Origin of the sequence: Methanosarcina sp. Kolksee, assembly GCF_000969945.1 — an archaeon.
GTDB classification, from domain to species: domain Archaea; phylum Halobacteriota; class Methanosarcinia; order Methanosarcinales; family Methanosarcinaceae; genus Methanosarcina; species Methanosarcina vacuolata.
The window spans coordinates 3,640,475-3,664,252 of sequence record NZ_CP009524.1; the positions used below are offsets into that span (position 1 = coordinate 3,640,475).

General features: G+C 38.1%; 15 protein-coding genes. 5 read left to right on the forward strand and 10 right to left on the reverse strand.

Annotated features, from left to right (window positions below; all coding sequences use genetic code 11):
* Positions 1-514: 514 nt before the first annotated feature.
* The gene (pheA, locus tag MSKOL_RS15010) at positions 515-1,396 is read right to left on the reverse strand and encodes a prephenate dehydratase (protein WP_048124148.1); all 882 of its coding nucleotides are present in this window, start codon (positions 1,394-1,396) and stop codon (positions 515-517) included.
* Between the two features lie 343 nt (positions 1,397-1,739).
* Positions 1,740-3,263, reverse strand: a complete 1,524-nt coding sequence (locus MSKOL_RS15015; RefSeq protein ID WP_048157437.1) for a DUF4139 domain-containing protein — start codon at positions 3,261-3,263, stop codon at positions 1,740-1,742.
* Between the two features lie 646 nt (positions 3,264-3,909).
* Here MSKOL_RS15015 and MSKOL_RS15020 point away from each other — a divergent pair.
* On the forward strand, positions 3,910-5,508 hold the full coding sequence (locus MSKOL_RS15020) for a PGF-pre-PGF domain-containing protein (protein ID WP_048157438.1): 1,599 nt from the start codon (positions 3,910-3,912) through the stop codon (positions 5,506-5,508).
* A gap of 276 nt (positions 5,509-5,784) precedes the next feature.
* On the opposite strand, the gene MSKOL_RS15025 is transcribed toward MSKOL_RS15020, so the two are convergent.
* Together MSKOL_RS15025 and MSKOL_RS15030 are read right to left on the reverse strand one after the other, a co-directional pair.
* A complete protein-coding gene (locus MSKOL_RS15025) occupies positions 5,785-6,726 on the reverse strand; it encodes a nucleotidyltransferase domain-containing protein (RefSeq protein WP_048157441.1) in 942 nt (313 codons plus the stop codon).
* A gap of 433 nt (positions 6,727-7,159) precedes the next feature.
* The gene (locus MSKOL_RS15030; protein ID WP_231592267.1) at positions 7,160-7,651 is read right to left on the reverse strand and encodes a cupin domain-containing protein; all 492 of its coding nucleotides are present in this window, start codon (positions 7,649-7,651) and stop codon (positions 7,160-7,162) included.
* A 711-nt stretch (positions 7,652-8,362) separates the two neighbouring features.
* Here MSKOL_RS15030 and MSKOL_RS15035 point away from each other — a divergent pair.
* Both MSKOL_RS15035 and MSKOL_RS15040 read left to right on the forward strand, forming a co-directional pair.
* Positions 8,363-9,640, forward strand: coding sequence for a M20 family metallopeptidase (locus tag MSKOL_RS15035; RefSeq protein ID WP_048157442.1), 1,278 nt, complete (start codon positions 8,363-8,365; stop codon positions 9,638-9,640).
* Positions 9,641-9,676: 36 nt separating this feature from the next.
* Positions 9,677-10,114, forward strand: coding sequence for a GNAT family N-acetyltransferase (locus MSKOL_RS15040; RefSeq protein WP_048157444.1), 438 nt, complete (start codon positions 9,677-9,679; stop codon positions 10,112-10,114).
* A gap of 465 nt (positions 10,115-10,579) precedes the next feature.
* On the opposite strand, the gene MSKOL_RS15045 is transcribed toward MSKOL_RS15040, so the two are convergent.
* Positions 10,580-11,281 (reverse strand): glycoside hydrolase family 16 protein, encoded by a 702-nt coding sequence (locus MSKOL_RS15045; RefSeq protein WP_048157446.1) that lies wholly within the window; start codon positions 11,279-11,281, stop codon positions 10,580-10,582.
* A 548-nt stretch (positions 11,282-11,829) separates the two neighbouring features.
* Between MSKOL_RS15045 and MSKOL_RS21430 the strand changes: the two genes are divergently transcribed.
* Positions 11,830-11,961 (forward strand): hypothetical protein, encoded by a 132-nt coding sequence (locus MSKOL_RS21430; protein ID WP_255351941.1) that lies wholly within the window; start codon positions 11,830-11,832, stop codon positions 11,959-11,961.
* Between the two features lie 445 nt (positions 11,962-12,406).
* Here the strand turns inward: MSKOL_RS21430 and MSKOL_RS15050 are convergent, their stop codons facing one another.
* The 5 genes from MSKOL_RS15050 to MSKOL_RS15070 form a co-directional block, all read right to left on the reverse strand.
* Positions 12,407-13,618: a glycosyltransferase family 2 protein gene (locus MSKOL_RS15050; protein ID WP_048157448.1), complete on the reverse strand. Its 1,212-nt coding sequence runs from the start codon at positions 13,616-13,618 to the stop codon at positions 12,407-12,409.
* Positions 13,618-14,310, reverse strand: a complete 693-nt coding sequence (locus tag MSKOL_RS15055; RefSeq protein WP_231592268.1) for an ATP-grasp domain-containing protein — start codon at positions 14,308-14,310, stop codon at positions 13,618-13,620. The genes MSKOL_RS15050 and MSKOL_RS15055 overlap by 1 nt, the downstream gene beginning before the upstream one ends.
* A gap of 239 nt (positions 14,311-14,549) precedes the next feature.
* Positions 14,550-15,260 (reverse strand): PIG-L deacetylase family protein, encoded by a 711-nt coding sequence (locus tag MSKOL_RS15060; RefSeq protein ID WP_231592269.1) that lies wholly within the window; start codon positions 15,258-15,260, stop codon positions 14,550-14,552.
* Between the two features lie 1,822 nt (positions 15,261-17,082).
* Complete coding sequence (locus MSKOL_RS15065; RefSeq protein WP_048122306.1) at positions 17,083-17,697, reverse strand: integrase; 615 nt, start codon at positions 17,695-17,697, stop codon at positions 17,083-17,085.
* Between the two features lie 995 nt (positions 17,698-18,692).
* On the reverse strand, positions 18,693-20,402 hold the full coding sequence (locus MSKOL_RS15070) for a glycoside hydrolase family 15 protein (RefSeq protein WP_082091156.1): 1,710 nt from the start codon (positions 20,400-20,402) through the stop codon (positions 18,693-18,695).
* 1,746 nt (positions 20,403-22,148) lie between these two features.
* Here MSKOL_RS15070 and MSKOL_RS15075 point away from each other — a divergent pair.
* Complete coding sequence (locus MSKOL_RS15075) at positions 22,149-23,417, forward strand: PKD domain-containing protein (protein WP_048157454.1); 1,269 nt, start codon at positions 22,149-22,151, stop codon at positions 23,415-23,417.
* Positions 23,418-23,778: the final 361 nt, after the last annotated feature.

Sequence of the window (23,778 nt, forward strand, 5' to 3'; positions counted from 1 at the left end):
TTTTGCAGCCTGGAAAAAGACTGTGATTGGAAATAATTATGAGAAAGAATTATGTTTACGGAACATACAAATATACTATCAGAAGATATTCTAGGAAGAGAATAGAGAAAGATAGTATATAAAAGTACACGTTCCTGAATATGAATTTTTTAGATTCGTACAACAATCCAATTTTTGCCATACTTTGTGTTTAAATTCACGGTTTTGAATATGCTGTAACTCCTTTATTGCCTTCTGTTAAGTTCACAGGATTTTGCTTCTAGTGTCGAGTCAATCATCAAGGATTTAATAATTCCGAATAATTGCAATCAATTTTATACGATGTTTCACGTTTGACTCGACACTAGACTTTTACTTGTTTCAAAGTTAAATAATTACGATCATTCAAGAATGGATAATTGCGATCACATAAGTAGATAATTACAATTTTTTAACGGAATAAGTAGGCCCCTCAAAGATGAATGATAAAGATATTAAAGATGGATAATTGCAGCGTTTTAAAGAAAGATGACTACTATGCTTTAAAAGCGGGATAAGACCCCACTATTTTTAGAGTATCGGTTTTACTTTTTATGTCTTTTAAGGTCTCTTCTATAAGTACATCGCCTGTGTGCCCTTCAAAATCAATATAGAAATAATAATCCCCAAGTTCTTTTTTAGATGGCCTGGACTCGATCCTGGTCAGGTTAATCTTGTTCTTTGCAAAAGCCCCGAGAATTTCGTATAATGCTCCTGGCCTGTCTTTTTCCAGATATACTATAATAGAGGTCTTGAAGGCTGAATGGCTGGAATTCTCAGGCTTACCCGTTTCACCATCTGGAACACATAAAACCTGCTCAGCCGGGCTTTTTCCTGCGGCTCGCAAAGCAATGAAGCGGGTGTAGTTTTCTTTCCTGTCCTGTATATTTGGAAGAAGAACCTTCAGCCTGTAGCACTCTGCAGCCTCCGGAGAAGCTATTGCTGCCATTTCTTCAAACTCTCCTGCAAGCCTTGCTGCATGGGAAGTGCTGCCCGTGCTCCTTAGTTCAGCCTCAGGGAAATATTTTTTTAAAAAATGCCTGCACTGGGCAAGCCCCTGAGGATGAGAAAGAATGACCTTAATTTTCTCAGGCCCGCCTTTTGAGAGCAGGCAGTGCTCGATTTTGACAACAATCTCTCCGACTATCTCAACACCATTCTCAAGAAGTAAATCAAGAGTAACACCTACAGAACCTTCAATCGAGTTTTCTATTGGAACTATCGAGATATCGGATTTTCCCTGTACTACAGCCAGAAACGCATCCTCTATATCTGAAAAGTACTGAATTCCTACACTATCTAGCCTATGTTTCAGGATCCAGGTTTGTGCTGCCTTTTCCGAGTATGAGCCTTCGGGCCCCAATACACCGATAATCATCTGAGGGGTTAATTGCGGCGATAGTAATAATATTTTTTGCCTCCCGAAGTTCCGTCTCCCGAGTCCCGTCTCGGGAGGACGGTGCCCTTTTCGCTCACTTCGTTCGCTCAAGAGGGCTGAATGGTTGAATTATAGTGAAGATTCTTAGCTGAGCTGATATGACTTAATTATGGGCAAGTAAATTGTCTTTCAACTAGCTAGGGGGCTGGCTTATGGGATAGATATTTCCGTTTTTCCGTTTTCCGTTTTTCTATTTATTCCACAGTTATAGGTTCTGGATTGGATTTTTTGCGGGTTTCGGCAGTATAAATTCCGTTTTTGGCAATTTGCTGTGGTATTTGGATTAGTAACTGCGTTCCACAGTGTAGGTAACTTTCTTTGAGCCGTCTGCGGGTACGGTTATTTCCCATTCTGCGGTATAGGCATCTTTTTTCTCGTATGGGTCAGAGGTGGTTGTGATTTCCCAGTCGCCGTAGAAGTTTTCTACGATTTTTACTTTTTGGGACTCAGATTTGTGGTTTTTGATTTCGGTTTCGTAACTTTCTTTCCAGACATTCGAGCTGATTTTATTGTAATTTGTCTGGGTTCTTTTTCCTGTTACATCAAAAGCGTTTCCGACAACAACTTTTATCTCTTCATCTTTTGGGGTATGCTTTATACTGTCTTCCCCGAGAAACTGAAGCTGACCTTCGGAGTCAGTTTTGTATACTCTTAGAACACCGGCAGGAAGAGGCATTCCAAGACCTTTTTCTTTTGAATTGTTGAAGCTCAGAGCGACCTGGACATCACTGCTTTTTGAGACGTCAAAAACCATTTCCTTTTCTACAGGCACGGAATTAACAGAAAGCAGGGAGAGTTGTTTTACCTGATTATTCCTGAGAGTAGCCGGCCTTTGAAGAGTATAGAGGTGATACTCAAAGAAGGATTCCTCAACAAAGCTTTCCTCGGCTGTTTCGTATACAACATCTCCTTCTGCAATTGCCTTTCTCGCAGGCGTTTCCTGTGGCACAGTTACGCGGTTAACTTCTCCTGCAACCAGTTTAAGTTTGGCATTTTCATAGGTTGTTCCTGCTTCATTATTAACAGTAACCCAACCCTGGATATCGGCCTTCTTATCATCCGCACTGGTCTTTACGATGTAGTTTGCTTTCCAGCTCATCCCATTTGTAAGATAGGAAGTGAGGACGTTTCTCTTTCCTGCGGCAGGCGAGTAGACCTGCCAGATAAGGGTAGGCTTTGTAAGCAGCCCGGCAGAGTCAGGAAACTCCACTTTCGAAACTTCGGAAAGGGTTACAACTTTCCCGTCACTTAACCTGAGCACCAGTCCCTTATTGTCATCATAGCTCATGAGAACTCCTGTGTATGTACCTCCTTCTTTTTCGGTTACAGTTATTTCTTTATCCAGAAATTTCTCCAGAAGCTCCTGGTTGCTCACGAGATCGTACTCATAGTTCTGCTCCAGTACGACAGTATTCTTATTTTTCGTATCCTCAAACATTACTGATGTCGGATCAATAAGAGCAGCAACATCCTTATATTCAACCCTGTTCACTCCGGAATCAAGATCGAGTTCCCTTTTTTCTTTTACAAGGGCAAGGTTATTATTGTAAACAGTAACCTCAGTACCCGAATCAGTTGCCTGAGCACCTGCTGTGAGGATCGCCAATGGGTTTGAAACCTGTACTCTGGTAACTATGCTTGAACTGGATTCTATTCCGTTAACTGCAGTTTCAGACATATCTGCTTGAGCCGTATTTTCCGCAAAACCGGGACGGAAGGTAAAATCAGGATACACAAAAGCTGCAGATGCGGTCAAAATCAAGCCTGATGCCAGAATAAGCCAGATATAACTTTTCTTTATTTTCATGAAAGAGGAGTTGGCAACTTTATTATTTATATTTAGCTTTAGCTGCAGTTTTGTTTGAAGTTATTTATTTGGTCTCCAATACAGCTTGTGGCTCTTTGTTGCCTTGTGTGAATATCTCATCATATTCTCATAAAATCCAACGCGGTCTTGAATTGAAAATAGTATTATCCATAGAGAATAACGAAGAACCTGGTGGCAGTATTAAAATATAGCATCATTTCGACTATAGCTATTTAGAATCACTTGACCTTTGAGTATTGACGTGACAATAGCTTTCTACAACGCTTTAAATATGAACTCATGATTTTGAATAGCTTCCTATCATATTCCCTATTCGATTTCTCCTTTTTCAAAGGCTACAGGCTGTAATAATTCTATTTTTTATTTTTAGAAGAACAGGAGAGAAGACAGTTATAAATAATATACACAACTACATACTTAATAATTTTATAGAGTGTGGGTTTAATTGATAGCTTAATTGATGGCTTAATTGATAGCTTAATTGATGTTTGAAATAATCTAAAAATGTGCGCATAACAGGAAACAAACTGGACGATAAATCAGAAAAAAACAAGCTCAAAAACGAATCCGATGGCAGAAAATCGGGTAACCGAAAAATATGGAAAAGAACTAAGGATCCGCTCTTATGAATCTCATCAAAGCCTTCAGGAATAAAAGCCGTATTGAACTCTCAGGCCTTATTTCAGGCTTCGCTCTGATTATTCTATTTGCCTGGATAATTCTCCCTGCCTCAGCCGCAGGGATAGAAGCAAACAGGGAGATTTCTGCCGGAAAGGTTAATTCAGGCGAAAATTTTGCGGTAACCGTACATATAATTACAGATCAGGATATTGAAGCCCTGACGCTCGATGAAAATCTCCCTGAAGGGTGGCAGGTAAGCCAGTGGGAAAATAATGGGGCTATGTTCCAGGAAACCAGTACATTCAAAGCATCCACTCTGGAATGGATATGGGTTGAGAACCTTTCAGCAGGGGAAGAAAAGACAGTTGTATATAATGTGACCGTGCCTTCGAATTCCAAGCCTGGAAACTTTACACTATCGGGCAGGATTTCTGCTTATTCTGTTCCTGCTGTCTCCGTGGGAGGATTTTCAGAAATAATGGTTACTTCTTCGCCCGAAGCCAACTTTTCCGCAACTCCTCTCCTTGGGCCTGCACCTCTGATTGTCCAGTTCACGGATTTATCTAACTTCAATCCTGATTCCTGGGAGTGGGACTTTGACGGAAACGGGAACATTGACTCAAACGAAAAGAATCCGGTTTACACGTACGAGAATCCCGGAAACTACACTGTTATATTAAAAGCAGCTAACAGTACATATGAAAATAACACGTACGGAAATAACACATACGGAAATAACACATACGGAAATAACACATACGGAAATAACACATACGGAAATAACACATACGGAAATAGTACCCGGAAAAAAGCGGGATATATAACTGTGACCGAAAAATCTTCAAATTCTGGAGAAAACGTAGGAAGTGAAGAAAGTCGCGGGGGAAGTAGTGGAGGAGGTGGAGGAAGTGGGGGAGGCGCAGGTTCTCCAGAATCAACCAAGAATGTCGAGCTGAAGGAAATTTCAAATGAACAGGTTTTCAAAGGCACTCATACATGTTTTACTTTTAAAGGCGAGGCAAATGAAATAGTCAGTGTGGAATTCGATCCGAAAAGGAGTTTCGGAAAAACAACCGCTATTGCAGAAATGCTAAAAAATACATCTTCAATTGTTAAGGAACCTGCCCCCGGAACCGTCTACAAGAATATAAATCTCTGGGTTGGGAATAGCGGCTTTTCAAACCAGGAAAATTTTGAAAATGCCCGAATAAATTTCAGGGTTAGCAGGACCTGGATTATCAAACAGAAAGTCAGCGAAGATGCCATAACCCTGTACCGCTACAGTGAAGGAGCATGGAATCCGCTTCCTACAACCCTCAGCAGAGAAGATGAAGTTTACTTTTACTTTACCGCAGAAACTCCAGGCTTTTCTCCCTTTGCAATCGCGGGCAGCGAAAAGAGAATTCAGTCGGTTGAAATTCTTTCGCCCATAACCGGAAAAAATCAGACCCTGAACGAGGAGAAAACATCTGAAGAGGATAAACAGGGAATTCCTGCTTCAGATATTAAAAAAGAAGAGGCAAAGAGTTCTCCAGGATTTGAATTGGACTTTGTAGTAGTTGAATTACTGGTTTTGTATGGCTTATTTAATAAAAAGAGATAATCCGGGAGTAAAAAAGGGAATCTGAAAGAAAATTGGAAAAGAGAGGCTTTTCTGGGAAAATCTTTTTTCTACAGGTTTTATTTCCCTGTTGATTTCCCTGTTGATTTCCCTGTTGATTTCCCTGTTGATTTCCCTGTTGATTTCCCTGTTGATTTCCCTGTTGATTTCCCTGTTGATTTCCCTGTTGATTTCCCTTTTGAGTTCTCTTTTAACCTGTAATCTCAGCCCGGATACCTTAAACAGAACTTACATTCCTTGAATTTGCATTTTGCTTTCTCAGTGATATCCGCACTTCTCAAGCCAGGTAAGAGACTTTATCCACTCTCCTTTTGGCTCCCTTGAAGTGCCTACCACAAGCCGCTTGAGATCTCCGACTTCTTCAACGATGCCGCGAGCTTCTATTAACTCTCCGGGGAGCGCCTGGCCTGCATAGGTGTGGGTATACGAGAGTACATGGTCGATCTCATCGTGTTCGACCTTGTAATAAGCAGGACTGTCAAAAGCAAAGTCAGCATTTGTAACTCTGGCTTCGATTTTCATTTTGACGGTATCTTTCCCGCGTAGAAGAGGCTCTTTTATCTGGTCCCATTCCCTTACGAAAAGGAGGTCAAAATAAGTGCCTTCGACCATACCCCGGTTGCCTTTTCTCGATTCGTGCAGCATGAATTCGTCAAATGAGATCTCAGGAATCCTCTTATTGTAGATCCTCTTCCACATTTCTTCATTGATTTCTTCAATGGGACCTTCCTGTTGTTTTGCAGAAGTTATTGCATCCCTTGCCCTGAACCATACAGGGCCGTACACAACAAAGTCAATATCTGAGCTCTCATTCTGGAGGCCTGCAAGCATCGAACCCGTAACTCCCATGCTTGTCCTGGGAATGCCTGCCATGTCAAGGGTCTTTACGATTGCCCTTACGCGGCTGTCAGAATTTACAAGCCTGGGAATTGCATCTGCAGGACGAAGCACCTGTTTTACCTCAGATTCAGGCACCACGTGAACATCCTGCACCCATTCCGGCCTGTGCTTCCTCATGAACTCAAAAGCCGGACCAAAATCATATTTTTTGTATCGTATTCCGTTTAACTCCCTTTCTCCGTTCTCATCGGGCACGTAACGGAGTGTGGCGCGGATTCCATCCCTACGGAAATAGTCGGAAACCGCAAAAAGCCAGTTATCTTTCGTGACAAGAAAATCCCTCAGGCGTGTTTTTAGCATTTGATACCATCATCCCTGGAACTTATAGGAGTACTTTAGAGTACTCGGATCTATGGAACCTTAACGGCCAGGCTTTATAATAACTGATAACGAGTAACGTGAGATGTATTGTAACATTCCTGTATATAATTGTCAGGTATTTTGGCTTCGTAGAAATTCTCTAAAATCTACTTTTATCCAAAAAATTATAAAAAAGAATTTTAACAATGCTCCTGATTTTCCTTCTAAGAAACTCCAAGAGGATCCACACAACTGATGTTTTTAGAAAGTGTAACTTAGAACCTATCCGAAACACGACTAGCATGAAGATTCATAAGATCCGTAATGTGGAGACTTGAAATTCATGTAAGTACCAGAAAATTAAGACCTAAATTTCAGAAGAAAAAAATAAAATTGCTTTATGAAAATAAAGCTTATTTCTGTTTTTTATATTTTATTCAGTAGTCACACCATCAAATTCCTCAGGATTTGCTTCAGCTTCTGCTTTTGTGGCTCTCACGATGCCATCCTTATGTTGTGGCGGTGAATAGATAGTAAAGAACTTCAGTGGTTTGTTTTTCATAGTGTTGATTACATTGTGATAGGCACCAGCCGGTACGACCACTGCAGATCCTTCACTGACGTCATATTTGTTACAATTAATTATGCAAGTCCCTTGACCTTTCACAAAATAGAAAAATTGGTCATTATCCTCATGCACTTCCGTCCCTATTTCTTCTTTAGGCTCGAGGCTCATTAGTACCAATTGGCTGTACTGAGCTGTATAGAGCACCTGACGAAAATTGTTATTTTCCAAAGAGGCGTTTTCGAGATTAATAGAATATCCTTTCTTTAATGCTTCAGCGCTTACTGCTGTTGCTGCCATTGACACTAAAAAACATACCGCCAAAAAAATAGCTACTGTCCTTCTGATTTGATTTTTCATTGATTTACTCACTCCTTAATGGTCACTACTTTTGAAAAACCTTCATATTAAAAAAGAACCTTGTAGTAGCCGATTTTTCGTTTTATACCACTACTCGCAAATCTCCCCGTTTTGAACAAAACTGCCTTAGTAGTCTAAGTCCATTCGCTTTGATTCGTTCGTTTTTATCTGTTCTCTATTTTCTGTGAGGTTACAATCTGGAATAAGGTTCCAACTTATTTAAAATAAATTATATGAAAAATTAGTTCTAAAAAAATAATATGTCGATGAAAAATATTTATTTAGTAAACAACATTTAAATATTAATTCTGATTTCAGATCCAATCTTTGTTTTATCTGCATTTTAAACTTTAAAATGTTCACTTTTTAAAGTTTAAAATGCAGTAATTTTTCATCTAAACTACCTCATTTTGCTTTCTATTTGGAAACGTGTTGAATTTTCTATATTTACAGAAAAAGCGGCACACGATGGAAAAGTTCTGAGTAGATGACAAAAAAATGGAATAATATACATGAAGTTACAGATACTAAAAGGAAATATATTGAAGGAACTAGTAAAATACAACTAAAATATATTAAAATAAAACTTCCTGAAGTACGAAATACATAACCTTACGATAAGTAGAGATCTATTAGAAGAGATCTTTGACAGATAACAAACGTCGCAGACCATTAAACGGAATAAACTGCAAATGCATAACATCCGAGGGAATGCTTTTGAGAGAAAATCCGAGTGCAGAAGAACTTGAAGCCTGGATTATCCAGCTCAGGCGCGAATTTCACAGATACCCCGAACTCAGTTTTGGAGAATATGAAACCCAGAAGAAAATCCTGAAAATTCTTGGAGAACTGGGAGTCGAAGCAAGAAAAATTGCAGACACCGGCGTACTTGCAAGCATCCGGGGGAAGTTACCTGGGCCCTGTATCGCCCTTCGATCAGATACGGATGGACTGCAGGTACAGGAAGAGTTGATTGAAAGAAATAGCGATTATATCTCCAGAAACGATGGAGTAATGCACGCCTGTGGACACGATGGACATATGGCAATGCTTTTTGGGGCTGCACGGCTTTTTCAGGAGAACAGGAATTTTCCAGGGGAAGTTCGTCTTATCTTCCAGCCTGCCGAGGAAATTCCGCCAGGAGGTTCGGAGAGAGTAATTGCAGAGGGAGGGCTTGAAGGTGTGGATGCGGTTATGGGCATGCATATCTTTACCAATCACGAATCAGGAAGTGTGGGTTTCCGTCCCGGGCCTTTCATGGCAAGCACCAATCGGTTTGAAGTGATCATTAAAGGAAAGGGAGGCCATATCTCAAAGCCTAAAAGCTGTATTGATCCCGTCAGAATAGCAACGGATTTTCTAAGTAACCTTTATCCAGCCCTGGAAAAACAACTTGACCCGGATAAGTATATCATTGGAGTGGGAAGGATTCAAGGAGGAGCCCAGTTTAATAGGATTCCCGATACTGTAGAGATTCTCGGAAGTTACCGAACCTTTGACCGAGATACTACGGATATCATTGACAGGACAATAAAAGAGTGCCTGGACGAGGTATTAAAAAGATACGTAAAGCAGGGAAACGAATTTTCAGGTTTTCCAGACTACGAGCTTGATATACTGCACGGATATCCTGTCCTTGTGAATGACCCTATGTTCACAAACGCTGTAAATTCAAAGCTGCAGGGGAGTTTCCCAAAACTTACAATCTACCCTGAACTCGAAAAAACCTTTGCAGCCGAAGATTTTGCAAGTTACCTGCAGAAAGTTCCAGGAATTTTCATTTCCCTGGGTACTTTAAACCCGGAAAAAAAGATAGTGGAAATCAACCACTCTTGCAAGTTTGATATTGATGAAGATATCCTTATTACCGGCACGGAGATATTTTATACTCTTTCCCTGGATTTCCTCAAAAATCCGAAAAAATATATCAGTTCTCAGAGCTATTTCAACCCCGAACCCGTAAGAAAGAGCCTGAAAACCGACAGGTAAACAGAAAAGAACTGTACGGCTTGTGAAGTGAGTCAAATGATAATACAGAGATACGACGATACCAGAAATGAAGAAGTTCATGACGTTGTGCTTGGAGTGTTGAAAGAGCACGGTTTTGAACCCGACAGGCTAAAAGATGCCGACCTCAATGACATAAACGGTTATTACTTTGGAAGCGGGGGCGCGTTTTTCGTGGGGATCGTCGACGGCAAAGTCGTAGGCACCGCAGGCATCCGAAAACTTGGCGAAAACCGGTGCGAAATCCGGCGTATTTATCTTAAAAAGGCCTTCAGGGACAAAGGCAACGGAAAAAAGCTCTTCAGGACTGCTCTCGATTTTGCTGAGAAAAACTGCTCAGGCGTGTTTCTTAAAACCGATTCAACCCTCACGAAAGCGATAGACATGTACCTCAAGCATGGCTTTACTTTCAAGAAAGAAGAGAGAGGTTACCTTTATTTTGAGAAAACGTTTTAACGCCCGAGGAGGACGGTGCCCTTTTCGCTCACTTCGTTCGCTCAAGAGGGCTGAATCTGACCTTCCGCAGGTGCCTGATATATTTATTTATTTTTTCAATTAATATATGAACTCAATATATGAGCTCATTCCAAAACTCAAAATTACTTATCTTAATCCATATTCATGCGCCTTCGGTTAAATGAGAAATCGTGACAAACTGCGTCTATTCCCACAACGTTTGTTAAATATGTAAGTAAGTTGTGGGCTGGAATAGGGTGTTGATTTCATGTGACCTAACTTCCGGCTTTTTAGGCGCAGATATGCTTTTCCGTATCTCTGTGAGGTCAAATGATTGCTATTTAGAAATGTTACCTTGCATATGATGTGCTTAAGTTTAAGCACATGCATCGATATCAGGCGATAGTTACGTGCTTAAAAATGTGGAAATAAGGATGTAAACAGGCCAAAATTGAAAGCTTGTTTCTAATTCAAAATCGGTCCATGGCAAAAAAAGTCCTTATCCGATGACCAATAAAAGGAGCGTATAATCACTTCTACTGGTTTGTCATTACTTGGTGGTACACCACGCTGCAACCAGAGGTTCATCATTACTTTTGCATTTACTGTAGGAATAGATCCAGTATCTGTACAGTACCAATTAGCAATAATTTTACCATCTGATGCTATAGCAGTGTAATGTATGTAAGTTGGTTGCCAGTCAAATGTATAAGTCACACCAGTTGCGTTTATATAACTAGAAGTAGGTGGTACAAACGTTATTGTTTGGTCTGGTTGGCATGTGAAATGTAGATGGTCTGAGCTTGAGTCACCCCACTGACCGGATTCAATATCAATCTCATGATTATCATCTGTATATGTGAAGAGTCCAAGCACTACATTTTCATCAAGATTTAATGATTGTGAAGATACTACCCATGTATATTTACCGTATTTAAAGTCTTTAACACTGTCTAGTTCAACACAATTCCAACGATCATCTGAATAATTTAGTTCAAGGTGTAAATTTCCATTTGAATCTACATATGCGTTATTTGGGTTCCAATAGTTTGACCCGGGACCTTTTATACCACTTTTAAGTGTCCAGTCATATCCCGACCAACTAAGGGCACTTGCATTTGATATAAGTAATATAATTCCAATTAATATGAATATCGATTTTCGCATGTTTTCACCATATTACAAATCCTTTTTATTTATTATAAAGTTTTATTGCAAAAAATCTTACAATACAGATTTAATTTTATGTTATATGGATAAAAAGTTACATATAATACATTAATATTAAATTAGGATTCTAAATTTTCTATATGGATAAAATAACATCAAAAATCGTTTTTATTAATATTAGGTGAGTAAATTTTAATATTTTTATATTTTCTGGTTTATATAGTATTAGTTACAAATCATGCCAAACAATAAAATTTTAATTTCATTGAAATAAATTATATTTTACCTTAACTCTGCCACGAATAGGAAATATCTTTTTCAATAAAACTGCTCTTGATAATGTTTCACTCAGAATCATCAAAACACAGTATTGAATTTTTCAGCGTGCCTCCCGCAGAGAGAAAGATAAATTGATGTTTGGGCCTATAGATATCGAATTTAAAAAATAAGTACATTTTTTATACCATATAGGGAATAAATTTTCTTCATATTTTTCAGTTTATTTCATACAAAATTTTTGGCACTTAAAGAATAAATAGCATTAAATGTATAAAAAATTTCTGGTAAATTTAAAAGCGATAGAGAGGGAAAATGCAAAACCCCGTGGAAAAACAATATCAAAAGACAGAATTCGTGAATTAGTTTATTCCCTAAGCGAGGGAGAGTTAAGATTTTGAATGAAAAAGAAAACAATTTCATTGCAAAAAATTATGAAATAAATGCATTGAACTAACTAGAAATTTAAGGGTATACATTACACAGGTGTCCTCTGGCAGTGTGCCTTAATTTCTGTAAACTCAAAAAATTATTAAGTTTATGTTTTGAGAATTCGAGAACAAGAGAACTTAATCATGTTAAGTATACAAAAATTTGACTTTGAATTAGCCGGTCTGTTGCAAAAATTTTCGCCTCGGGTTTTAGGCTACGTTTTTAAGCTATTTTAGGCTATTTTAAATTATTTTAGATTATTTTAAGCTATTTTAGGCTATTTGAATCTATTTTAGATTATTTTAAGCTATTTTAGGCTATTTGAATCTATTTTAGGTTATTTTAAGCTATTTTAGGTTATAATTGTACCCTTGCAGAGGAATGTATTTCTGCATATTATTGCGTTGGGATCTCTCAGCGGCTTACAATACCGGTCCGATCTAGCTTGTTCCATTTTGCCTCCTCTCTACGCAGCTCAACGATGATCGCCCATAACATTACTATATCCATCATAAAGGAATATAGTACCCATAATGGTATCACGTAGAAGTATTTTAAATCGAACCAAGCTCGGTCAAGGGCAATAGAAAATAATAATGCAAAAACGGAAGAGAACATACCAAGCCAACCCATGATGCCTATCCAGCTCAAAGGGATGGGATTAATGTTGAGAAATAGCAAGATTGGCAACATTATGATTGATATCAACTGTAGCAAAGGTATGATAATCATTGATATTAAGTTAATCGGCAAATAAAAGGCAAAAAGGCCATACTTTGGATTGAATAACATATCTCGGTGAATATAAGCGGTCTTAAGTAGCCCACGCGCCCATCGCACGCGCTGCTTCCACAGGCCCGTGATAGTTGAGGGTGCTTCTGCATATACTATGGCCCAAGGTTGAAACACTATTTTGTAACCTGCTTTGTGCACGCGCCAGGTCAATTCCATGTCTTCGCCTATAAATCCCTCCAAGAAGGGTCCAGTCTTTTCAAGAGTGCTATGTCGGAAGGCGCCTATATTCCCAGACACGACCGGAAGGCAATCGATAGTAGACAGCGCTCTACGCACAAAGCCTGTACCTACGTGAGTAAGCAAGTTTGCCAGTTGTGTCTGAAGCTTATCAAGGTTAATAGGAGCATCGTTGCCACATACTGCACCTACATCTTCGCTGATAAAACCACTGAGCATCTTGCTTATGGTATCAGGAGCAAAGATGCCGTCAGCGTCGACGAAGAATAGAACTTCTCCTTTGGCCAGGTTCAGTCCCACGTTAAGAGCTGAGGCTTTGCCTCCATTTTTCTTGGTTACCACAATTACACGGGAGTTCGTTTCATAAAGCTGCATTTCTTCAAGTGTATTATCAGACGAACCATCATCCACCAGGATGACCTCATATTCCGAATAGTTTGATGCTAAAATGGACTCTATACAATGGCCTATCACTTTTCCTTCATTATAGGCCGGTACCACTATAGAGACAAAGGGATTCTTGCTGTGGAATATATGCTGTTTGCTTTTGCGCATTTCGAAAGCTAAAGATAGTGGATAATATGGAATTGTCAGAATACCTACAGAAAAGCAGGTGAATCCTATAATATAGAAGAATAAAAGAAGTGGCTCCATTAGCAAACTCCAAAATCTTCCAGAACTGCATCCAGTACTTCTTTGGCCTGGGCAATATTTGCTCCAAACCTGGCATTGACCTCCAGAACTACAGGATTGTGATCGTTTCGACGGCGAATATCTATGTCCATTGGACCGGTCAGATTCATGGCCTTTGCTGCAGATATAGCTAGATCTGCCACGTCAGGAGCGTTTACACGCTTCACTTCAACTGCGTTGCCCACGATTCCCTCTTTTAGCCTGGTCTTTTCTAAAACTACGATAACAGATTTTTTCCCAATATATACCTCAGGTGCGTAATCCTTTCCAGGGATAAATTCCTGCAATATATATCTGTCATCAAGCATGGAGATTGTAGGCCAATCCTCTATATTTCTGACAATTACCTCTCTACCGCCTCTACCTACTCGCGGCTTACTCAGGCACGGCCATCCCAAATTAAGCGAGATCTCCTCAGGCGAAGAGACCTGTGAAGGCAGTAAGTACCTGGGAACACATACTCCGTGGCTCGAAAGCCGTTTATATGTCAGAAATTTATCATCTGCATCGGAGACTGGTTGATATTGGCCAATGACCGCCGGGATGTCACTCCATTTTTTCCATTCTGAGGCTAAGATTGGCAATTCCTCACTCACAGTTGGAATCAGCAGTTGAATGCTCTCCTCGACCGTAAGAGTATATAGTTTTTCCAAGAACGAGGGGTGTGAAGCAGGAGGAATCCTATGCACCTTGACCCCTGGAAACGAGATCCTCTGCATATCAACGCCAATGACGGTATGTCCTTTTTCTAAAAGGAGTAATGTAACATTACGACCGGCTGGGCCTCCAATACCAGTCACCATAATTTTTACCATAAATAATTCCTCTTGCCCAATTTATGACGTGCCCTTTTAAATTTACGATTGTTTATGCTATATTATTACAGATGTAATTAAATTGGTAAGTTAATTCGAATTGCCTCAAAGCCTTCTGCTTTTTCCAATTTTGCTTGAGTACCTCGGAAGATGGCTTTTCCATAGACCTGCTCTGGCTGCACATACCTCTTTTTGTTTTGATCTTTATGTTCCTGGATACTTTCTATTTTGATATCTATATACTGTTCGATATTTACAAAAACATTTGGCTTGAAAGCCTTGGTAGTGGAAGGGCTTTCATAGCATAATATAGTGCTCAGATTGCGGCAAGCACGCAGTGTTGCATCGTGAACCGCTTTATGATCCTGATGTAGATCGTGAATTGAGTGTGTAAATACCATATCCGGGTTCAACTCGTTTACGATTACTTCGATTTGTCTGCTAATCTCCGAGACGAACTGGTCCAGTCTAGTATCAGGAAAATCCATAATTTCGACCTTATTTACACCTAAGAATTCAGAGCTTTTCGTTGCTTCTATAAGCCTGGAGGAACTATTACCCCCCTGTTCCCCTTTGCTTACGATCAAGCCCACTATAGTGTGCCCTGCATCGGAAAGCTTTGCGAGAGATCCTCCACAGGCGATCTCCATGTCATCTGGGTGGGCTCCAACCACCAAAATTTTCCTCGGTTTTGGACTCGGTTCAGCTATCAATTTCATCCACACAATCCCTATCAGGAGTGCACTCTGTCCTATGATGGCCAGGGAATCGGCAAATAAATGGTACAATATATCTAAATCTGAATTTACTAGGCAGAAAAATTGAAGGGTAGCTGAAAAGATATTGCTGATTATTATAAGCCAAAAAAAAATTTTAGACCTACGGACCGTTCTCCTCAATGTTATCTTTTTCGTTAAAATGAATATGATCACTATATTGAAAATTATGTAATTAATCAGTTCTATAAACTCTTCCAAGTCAAACATATGCGCCCTCTAACTCTAATTTAATCTTTTGGTTGGGGTTTCAATTTTTATAATTCTCTCAAAAATTTGGTGGTTTACTAATAGTCAGTTGATATTTTCCAGAAGATACACACATTCGCATTCCGCTCTCAATTTCTGTTTCATATACACTCAATTTTCCTGTATGTAGACAAGCTTAAAAAGCAAATGCAATTAAACAAATAGGACTTATGCTATTCATTTTTCAGTTCAACTGCTTATGTCCTAAAGCAAAGATGCTAAGACAAAATATCAACCATCCAATAACGCACAGCCCATATTAGACATAAATGGAAAATCTTAGAAATACAGTAGTTTTCCTATAAAACTACTGTATTTTCATCCTTTATCTTAACATATATTTCTTAATAATAATTTTATCAACCAATAATACAGTAGTTTTAAGTAAATAACTTTACTATAAACTATATAAATATATAAATATATAAATCGAATTAAAATTTTTTGATTGATAGGGTAATTTAAATAGTCACAGTTCATGACTCCCACATTCGACAGGTCGACATAATAATCCATTTAATTATTTTATTGATATCGTTTCTTGTCAAAACTTTTATAATTTTATTTAAATTAGAAATTACTATATGTTAACCATAACATGAGCCTATCCCAAAAGCTCATTTACTCTAATTATTCTGCTACCTCACTTTCCGCAGATGTCTGATAAATTTCACTATTTTTTTCGATATTGCTTTTTCCAACATTTCTTTTTATTATTTTTAATTGTATTTTTTTCATTTACTCATTCATTTAAAACTTATATATTCAGTAAAGGTTTTCCTTCTTGTTTTTTGGTAGTAACAAGTGAGATCCCAGATAATCTCAATACTAAATTTTTAGAAATATCTCCAAAAACGATAGCAGAAAAAGTATTTATTTCAAGAGGACATCTGCGGAAAGACAATTTAAAAGTAAAATTTAAATATAATATATTATATACTGTTATAAAGGTTCTGTAAAATCACAATTGGAACTAAACTGAGAAAACGCAGAAGGTTTCAATAAACCTCTATGTATACTCAAATATTCTTAAAAATTTACTGCTAGAATTAGCATAAATAAGACTAAAGTGGAGGGATTTTATGAAAATCGATGTAGAAAATGGTAATTATGGTCTACTAAGTGGATCTGCAAACAGGCTACGCAGCATAATAAAAATTTATTGTGCACTATAAAGAGACTAAAATTCAAATTGTATTAATACAGTTATTTTCTTAATAATACTGTATTTTTACATTAAATATTTTATTTCAATGACAAAATGCCTAAGAATCTATAGAATAACCAGTAGTTTTATAGGAAAACTACTACATTTATCTACAAGATCGTATAAAACCAATATCAGATAAGTAGATTAAGTTAATTAAGACAATAACTTTATAATCTCACATCTCATCAAACTATGACTTTTTTAGTTGTTGTCTTCTTAAATGTTATTTAGTATCGTTTTTCCGTATGTATTCCAAACCTAAAATTTGACTTTGAAGTTACAGAAAATTAAAAATGATTCTTACAAATATAACTTAGCCAGTTGGTTAAAGAGCAAATATTATAAGATTTTAGACCATCTAGACTATAATTCTTTTTAATTATCTGTTTTAAGAATACCCCATTCCATTAATCTTTTTTTTATCTGGTGCATCTCTATATCCGTAAAGCTGAGTCCTTGATAATGATAAAGAGATGTCTGAGGATCGTGTCCCTGTCTTTGGTAAACTTTAAAAGGCGGTACTCCTGAACTTAGCATCCAAGATTCAATACTTTTTCTTGTAGTTTTTGCTGAGATTCCAAATGGATTAAAATCAGTTTTAACAGCCCATCTTTTAAGGTCTTGGTTCCAAGTGTCAATATCTGGAGGAGCAGGCCAGTTAAAAAATTGATCAAGAATATAGGGAAAAGTTGAGGGTAACAAATCAATGGTTCTCTCCTTCGCTTTTCGTTTCACTTTCTTCTGTGCATCTTCATTAAGACGAATTTGGTTCCTGCTCTCAGAGTACCATTCAGGATGATCGTATAGCCTTTGAATTTCAGCATACCTCATGCCAGTGATTGTTGATAGCTCAAAAAGAGTTTTATGTCTCTTTTTTGGAATTCCTGCCTTAAACTTATCATATTCTACAGGAACAAAGATACGGATTCCATTTACATAAATGGCTTCTTTGTCCCTTGTAAATCCTGAAACCGGATACTTTTCTTTCATTTATTAGTATACAGTTGTTTTTCATAAAAATACTTTAGTATTGTTTGACTAAAATTTGTATCGGTGAATGTCAATTGAGATAATATGAAAAATACAGTATTTTAATAATAACTACTGCATTTAATTATTAATAATATGTTAAGACATTGAAAGGAAAACCGATCCCAGCAAATAGAAGTACTGTAAATGTTCTATATTATTTAAACTGTTTGGTTACATCTTCACTTGTCTTATTTGGAAATTCTTTCATTTTGGAACTCTTGTAAGTTTTATGAATATATTTATAAAATCGGACTTATGCAGTTGGACTGAAGATCAATAGCATCAGACCATTTGCTGGTTAAAATACGACTTTGATCCGCAGGCTTTGTCGTAATGGATTCTGTTCCTCAAGTGCGTAAGTCCTATAAAATATAAACTATGGCATTTTTCTTCATCCAGAGATATTGAGAAAACTGTCTAAGTGTTTCTTATGCTTTTTTGATATTGGATGGGTTTATTAAAGGAAACAAGCGTATTCTCTGATAGGATGTAACATTTGGATTTGTATAGGCAGTATACGAATATTTTATGTCAAAAGTTTTGTATTCCAAAATATCCTGAAAAATTAGGTTTTTACAACTGAACCAAAAAAAGTTTAACTTCTGTGAAAGGAGCTTATAATCACATCTACTGGTCTGCCATTACTTGGTGGTACACCAATGCTGCAACCAAAGATTTATCATTTTATTCTGGGTAAAAATGGCAGAGAACATACCAAGTCAACTAATGATACTTATCCAGTTCAAAGGGATGGGATTAATGTTGAGAAATAGCAAGATTGGTAGCAGTATGATTGATATCAACTGTAGCAAAAGTATGATAATCATGTATGTTATGTTAATTGGCAAATAGAAGGCAAAAAGCTAAAAATTTTAAGGCTAAAAATTTTGGAAAATTTCAAAAATACATATTTAAGTTATCAGAGGGTTTTTCAGGAAAATCCTTTATCGTTTTTATTTTTCTGGACAATTGCAGAAACTACTTTCTTTTTTCTCAAGGGCTTGCAGGTATTCAAGGACTGCAAGGACGTAGGTTGAGTGGGACCAGGCCAGGGGGAGGACGGATACAGGGTTACCTCTGTCATCGATCTGTTCAGATAGGAGGCCGGTGGGGTGGGCGTGAGCTGCGCACCATTTTAGGAGTTCAAGAGCTCGGTCTAGGTTGCCGACTGCTGAATGCCACTGTGAGAGCCAGAGAGTGCAGATAATCCAGCTGTTCATATAGCCAAAATAAGTGTCGTGAAGATACCTGGCAATCCCGCCTGAAGAGCGTTTAAGTTCGCATTCGATAGCTTCCATTGTACGGATGATCCTTGGGTCATCGGGTGGGAGAATCCCGAAGTACCAGACTGCAAAAATTGAGGAATCAAGAGTAGGGTCGTCAAGCGAACGGCGGAAACGTTGTAGTCGGTTGTCGTAAAGTTTCTCCAGAATAGACTTGCGAATAAGGTCTGCAGCTTCCTTCCAGATGTTTGCATTGTCATAATCGCCAAGAGAGCGGGAGAGTTCATAGGCCCCGTTAAGGCCGGCATAGACAGTACATGCGCTGTAGGTATGTATGCCTTTTCGTTCTTCCCATAGGTCAAAACTCGAAATTGGAAGGCCTGTTTTCGTGTCAATGGCTTTTATAAGATAGTTAGCTGTGGGAATCACAAGCCTTCTGTAATACCTGCCTGTGGTCCAGACACTCTTTGCAATTTCCCAGTTGTTATAAAGGGCATAAAGAGGAAGCCCTGTTTCATCGATCTGAATCATAGGGACAGGATGCCATGTGCTCCCGAAGTCTCCGGCAGGCGTGTACTTGTGAAGGAAGTTTCCTCTAGGGGTAATGGTTTTTGAGAAAAATTCGAACGTTTCAAAAGTAAGGTGGTGATACCGCGCCCTGTCGAGCGCAAGGCAGATCCAGGCTGCATCTCTTGGCCAGCAATATGTATAAAGATCTGCTCCGAATTGCTTTATATCCGAATCGCAGGACGCAATTATCGAGCCCGTGATATCCATGTGGGCGACAACTGCAAGAAGGCTCCTGTAAAAGCACTTTAAGACACTCTGCGGGAGTTGAGGCATCCGGGAATATTCCGGAAGGACGGATACTCTCTCAATAAAAGAGTTCCAGAAATTGAAGCTATGATGGAAAAGGGTTTTTCTTCCGGCTTCCTTTTCCTGTTTATGAACCTGAAGCACGCTGCAATACTTTTTTCCGAGAACTATCCAGTAGTGTAACCTTGTCGATTCTTCTGGCTTCAGTTCGGGAAGGGTCCAGCCAAGGGTAGAATCTACCGAGCCGTGAGCTACAGGATTTCCACTAAGGGAGGCATCGCTTTCCATGTCTCTCCAGGTGCCTTCAAGCCCTCTCCATTCAGCAGTTCCAACTGCATACTGGTCAAATGCAGGGTCACTTGCATGCAGGAAATAACGGTCGCGCTTGTAATGGATAAGCGTATGTTTATCGATTACAGCCGTTTCTCCGATTTTGGTCTCAAGAATTCGGTAATTCTGGTTTGAGAATAGGCGCAAATGTTTGGGCTTATTAGAGGTATTGGTGACCTTAAAAGTCCTGTAAAAAATATTTACCGAGGGGTGGACAGTTTCCCAGACAGTGATTCTGAGTCCAATTTCCGGATTTTCGAACACTGTTTCCCCTATATTAGAGACAACTTCCATGCAGGCCTCGGGAACTTCATGGTTGCCTTCCAGAATCTCTTCTTTTCTTCTTACGCTTCCCCTGTTCTCTCTTGAGGTTTCAAGGATACGCTTACAGAACTCCTCCTTAAACTCGGATTTATACCTCTGTTTAATCTTCCAGTTTTCAAGCCAGCTGCAATAAAGGGAATCAAGATCGCATATGCCAACCTTTATAGAGTTTCCGTGATTTTCGAGTCCTACATATGGAAAATAGATATCCCTTATAGTTCCTTTTTCGTCTTCGCATATCAGGATTCTTCCATTTCCAAAAATTAGCGGCCTAATCCCAGGTCCCCCTGCTTTTTTAAATTTTCATGACCCTACAAATAATACAACTCGGACATTTAAGCTTCAACTCAGGTTCCCAAAATATAGTGACCCAACCCGGTTGAATTATCTTTTTTGAATATAATCCGTCATGAAAAATGAATGTATACCTCAAATAGTTTAGTACAGAACATTTTAATAATAACCGGATTTTAGCTTTGTATTTTGCTCATTTAGCCTTAAAATGTCTTGCTCATTTATAGTTCTAAATGTCCAGGATAATACCAAAAAGATACATTATCAAACATGTCTCCTTCTAGTCTTTTTGCTGGCTGCAAATAATAAGTTTAGAACATCGAAGCAGAATCCCCGCGGATTCAAATGTGGGATGAATGCATAATCGGCCTCAGTATCATGTTTTTAACTCAAATAAAAATATTAATATTATTAAATATTATATAAATTTTTATATAAAATATTATATAATGTCTTGTATATATTATTAAGTTTTGTCTTGGAAGCTGGAAATGCTACAAGAGCTGCTTAACTTTGCTACTGGACTTAAACTATAAAGTTCTACAGAATAGTTCTGCAAAGTAATTCTGAAAAATAGTTCTGTAAAGTAGTTCTGCAGGTAAAAGTTTGAACGTTGATGGCGAGAACCGGAATAACAATTGCCCTGGGGCAGTATGGCATCGGTTGAAATTCCGTAGATGCCCGTCAATTCATTGGCGGAAGATGTCACTTCCGATAAACTACTATAACATGAGGTGGTGGAAGATTTACTTTTATCAAAATGTAATATTAATTAGAAAGTGACTTGTTTAATTTTTTACAGAATAGTAGATGCCTTTGAATTAATAATTTAAAATAAGGATCTATTTTGTTTGTTTTTATTAATCATTATATATTAAAAGTTCATCTTTCAAGAATACACCTTTAAGGTTCTAGTTTAAAGAAGTTGAACCCCATTAAGCTTGAAAATAAAATTAGAGATAAATAAAAGTTTTATATATTTAGCTTCATTTTTTTATAATTGTGGCTCTTGAATCTGTTTTTCAATATATTTAATTTTTACGTTAAAATAGGATGTAATGTAGCTCCAAATTTAAATTAAAGTTTAATTAATGTATTAAATAATTAATAAAATAACTGTTGTTTTTAATTTAATTGAAAAATTCGTAATAATACATTAATTTGTCATATGAGGCTAAATATCCCCTAAAAAATAAATTTTTGTTTGAGGACTCTGAAAAATAGATTTATATATAAGTCAGTCGATTTTGGGACTGTCAAACGGCGGATAGCCGGTAAACAATCAAAAAAAATGGGACTTAAGCAACTGAGCTAAAAATAAACAGCATAAATCTTCAAGCTGCATGAACCCTAATGTTTAGGGTAAATTTACTCTTGCTTTATTTTGCACATTAAGTGCACTAGTCCTGAGGAGAACTCGATATGAAAAAAATTTTCTTGCCTATGGTTTTATTAGTACTGGTTATACTTCTAATGCCCACGGCTTTAGCAGCAGGCAATGTAACAATTAATGATTTTTCCTCTAACGTTACAAATGGGAATGTTACTTTACTTACCAGGCTTACAGGTGATATCACTGGAAATGTTACTAATTGGAAGTGGACATTTGAAAACGTAGAAACAGGGGCTACCACTTACAGCGCTTCAGAATTAACAACCCATCATAATATTAAAAAGCTTGGCGTTTATAACGTTACGCTGATAGTATGGGGACCTGAAGGAAATGACACACTTACAAAGATAGCCTATATAACTGCCAGCAAAGATAGTTTAAAGGCGCCAGTTGTTGATTTCTCTGCATCACCCACATCTGGAAATGCTCCCCTGAATGTATCATTTACTGACAACACTACAGGTGCAACTTCTTGGTTCTGGAAGTTTGGGGACGGACAAACTTCCAAAGAGAGGAACCCCACGCATAACTACACTACAACAGGAAACTATACTGTTATCCTTGTTGTAAACAACGGACAGGGCTGGAGCTCAAAAACTCAAGACATAACTGTACAAAGTGGTCTTCCTATAGTTGATTTTAGTGCAGATAATTCAAGTGGATCTGTGGAGTTTACAGACTTATCCCAAAATGCAACCGAATGGAACTGGGACTTTGGAGACGGAGAGAACTCAACAAATGAGAACCCGACCCATACTTATTCCGCAGCAGGAAACTATACAGTAACACTCACGGCAAGTAATGAAGCTGGATCTGTCTCAAAAGATAATGTAGTAAACGTAACGGAAGAAGCTATTGCTAACGACGAAAGCGACAGCGACAGCGGCAGTAGCAGCAGTAGCAGTAGTAGCAGCCACCACCACAGTAGTAGCAGCGGTAGTATTGGCATCAGTAGTGAGAACGTCAGCACTTCTAGTGAAATAATACATGTGAATGGAACAGAGTCTGAATCTACTGATATTGAGCAAAATAGTACAGCAACAAACGTTAGTGATAACGGAAGTGTTTCTCCTGAACTTCAAAGTAATGTAACAGAAGCTGTGAATGAGACACCGTCCGAACCTGAAACTCAGGACCTTGAACAGGATAACGAAAGTACAGCAGCAGAGACTGAACAGACACCTGAGCAGACACAAAGCTCAAATGCTTCTGGAAATGAAAGCACAAAGTCGCCTGGATTCGAAATGATTTATGGAGTCATCGGACTTCTTGGAGTGTCACTCTATAGAAGAAGATAAAACATAGTCAATTGTAGCTAAGTACGGAAATGATTATAGTTATATCGAGTAAAGCTTACATAAAAATTTGAGCAAAAAATTAACACAAGTTAAAGCAAAAAAGAAGAAAAAAATAGATATTGAATCTACTAAACCCTATATTTCTGGTTATTTCCATAAACCAATATAAATATTTACGGTAGAACAAAATCAAATCTGGCAAAAAGGGTATATTTGCCTTATTTTGTCAGATTTGAAAGTTATTTTTTCTTATTTCCAGGAACTTCTTTAGCTTCTAAGGCTTTGGCAAGCTGGCCTAAAATTGCTGCATACGTCTTTGGTTATCTGCCATTTGCAATATTCAGTTTATTTTTAGTACAGT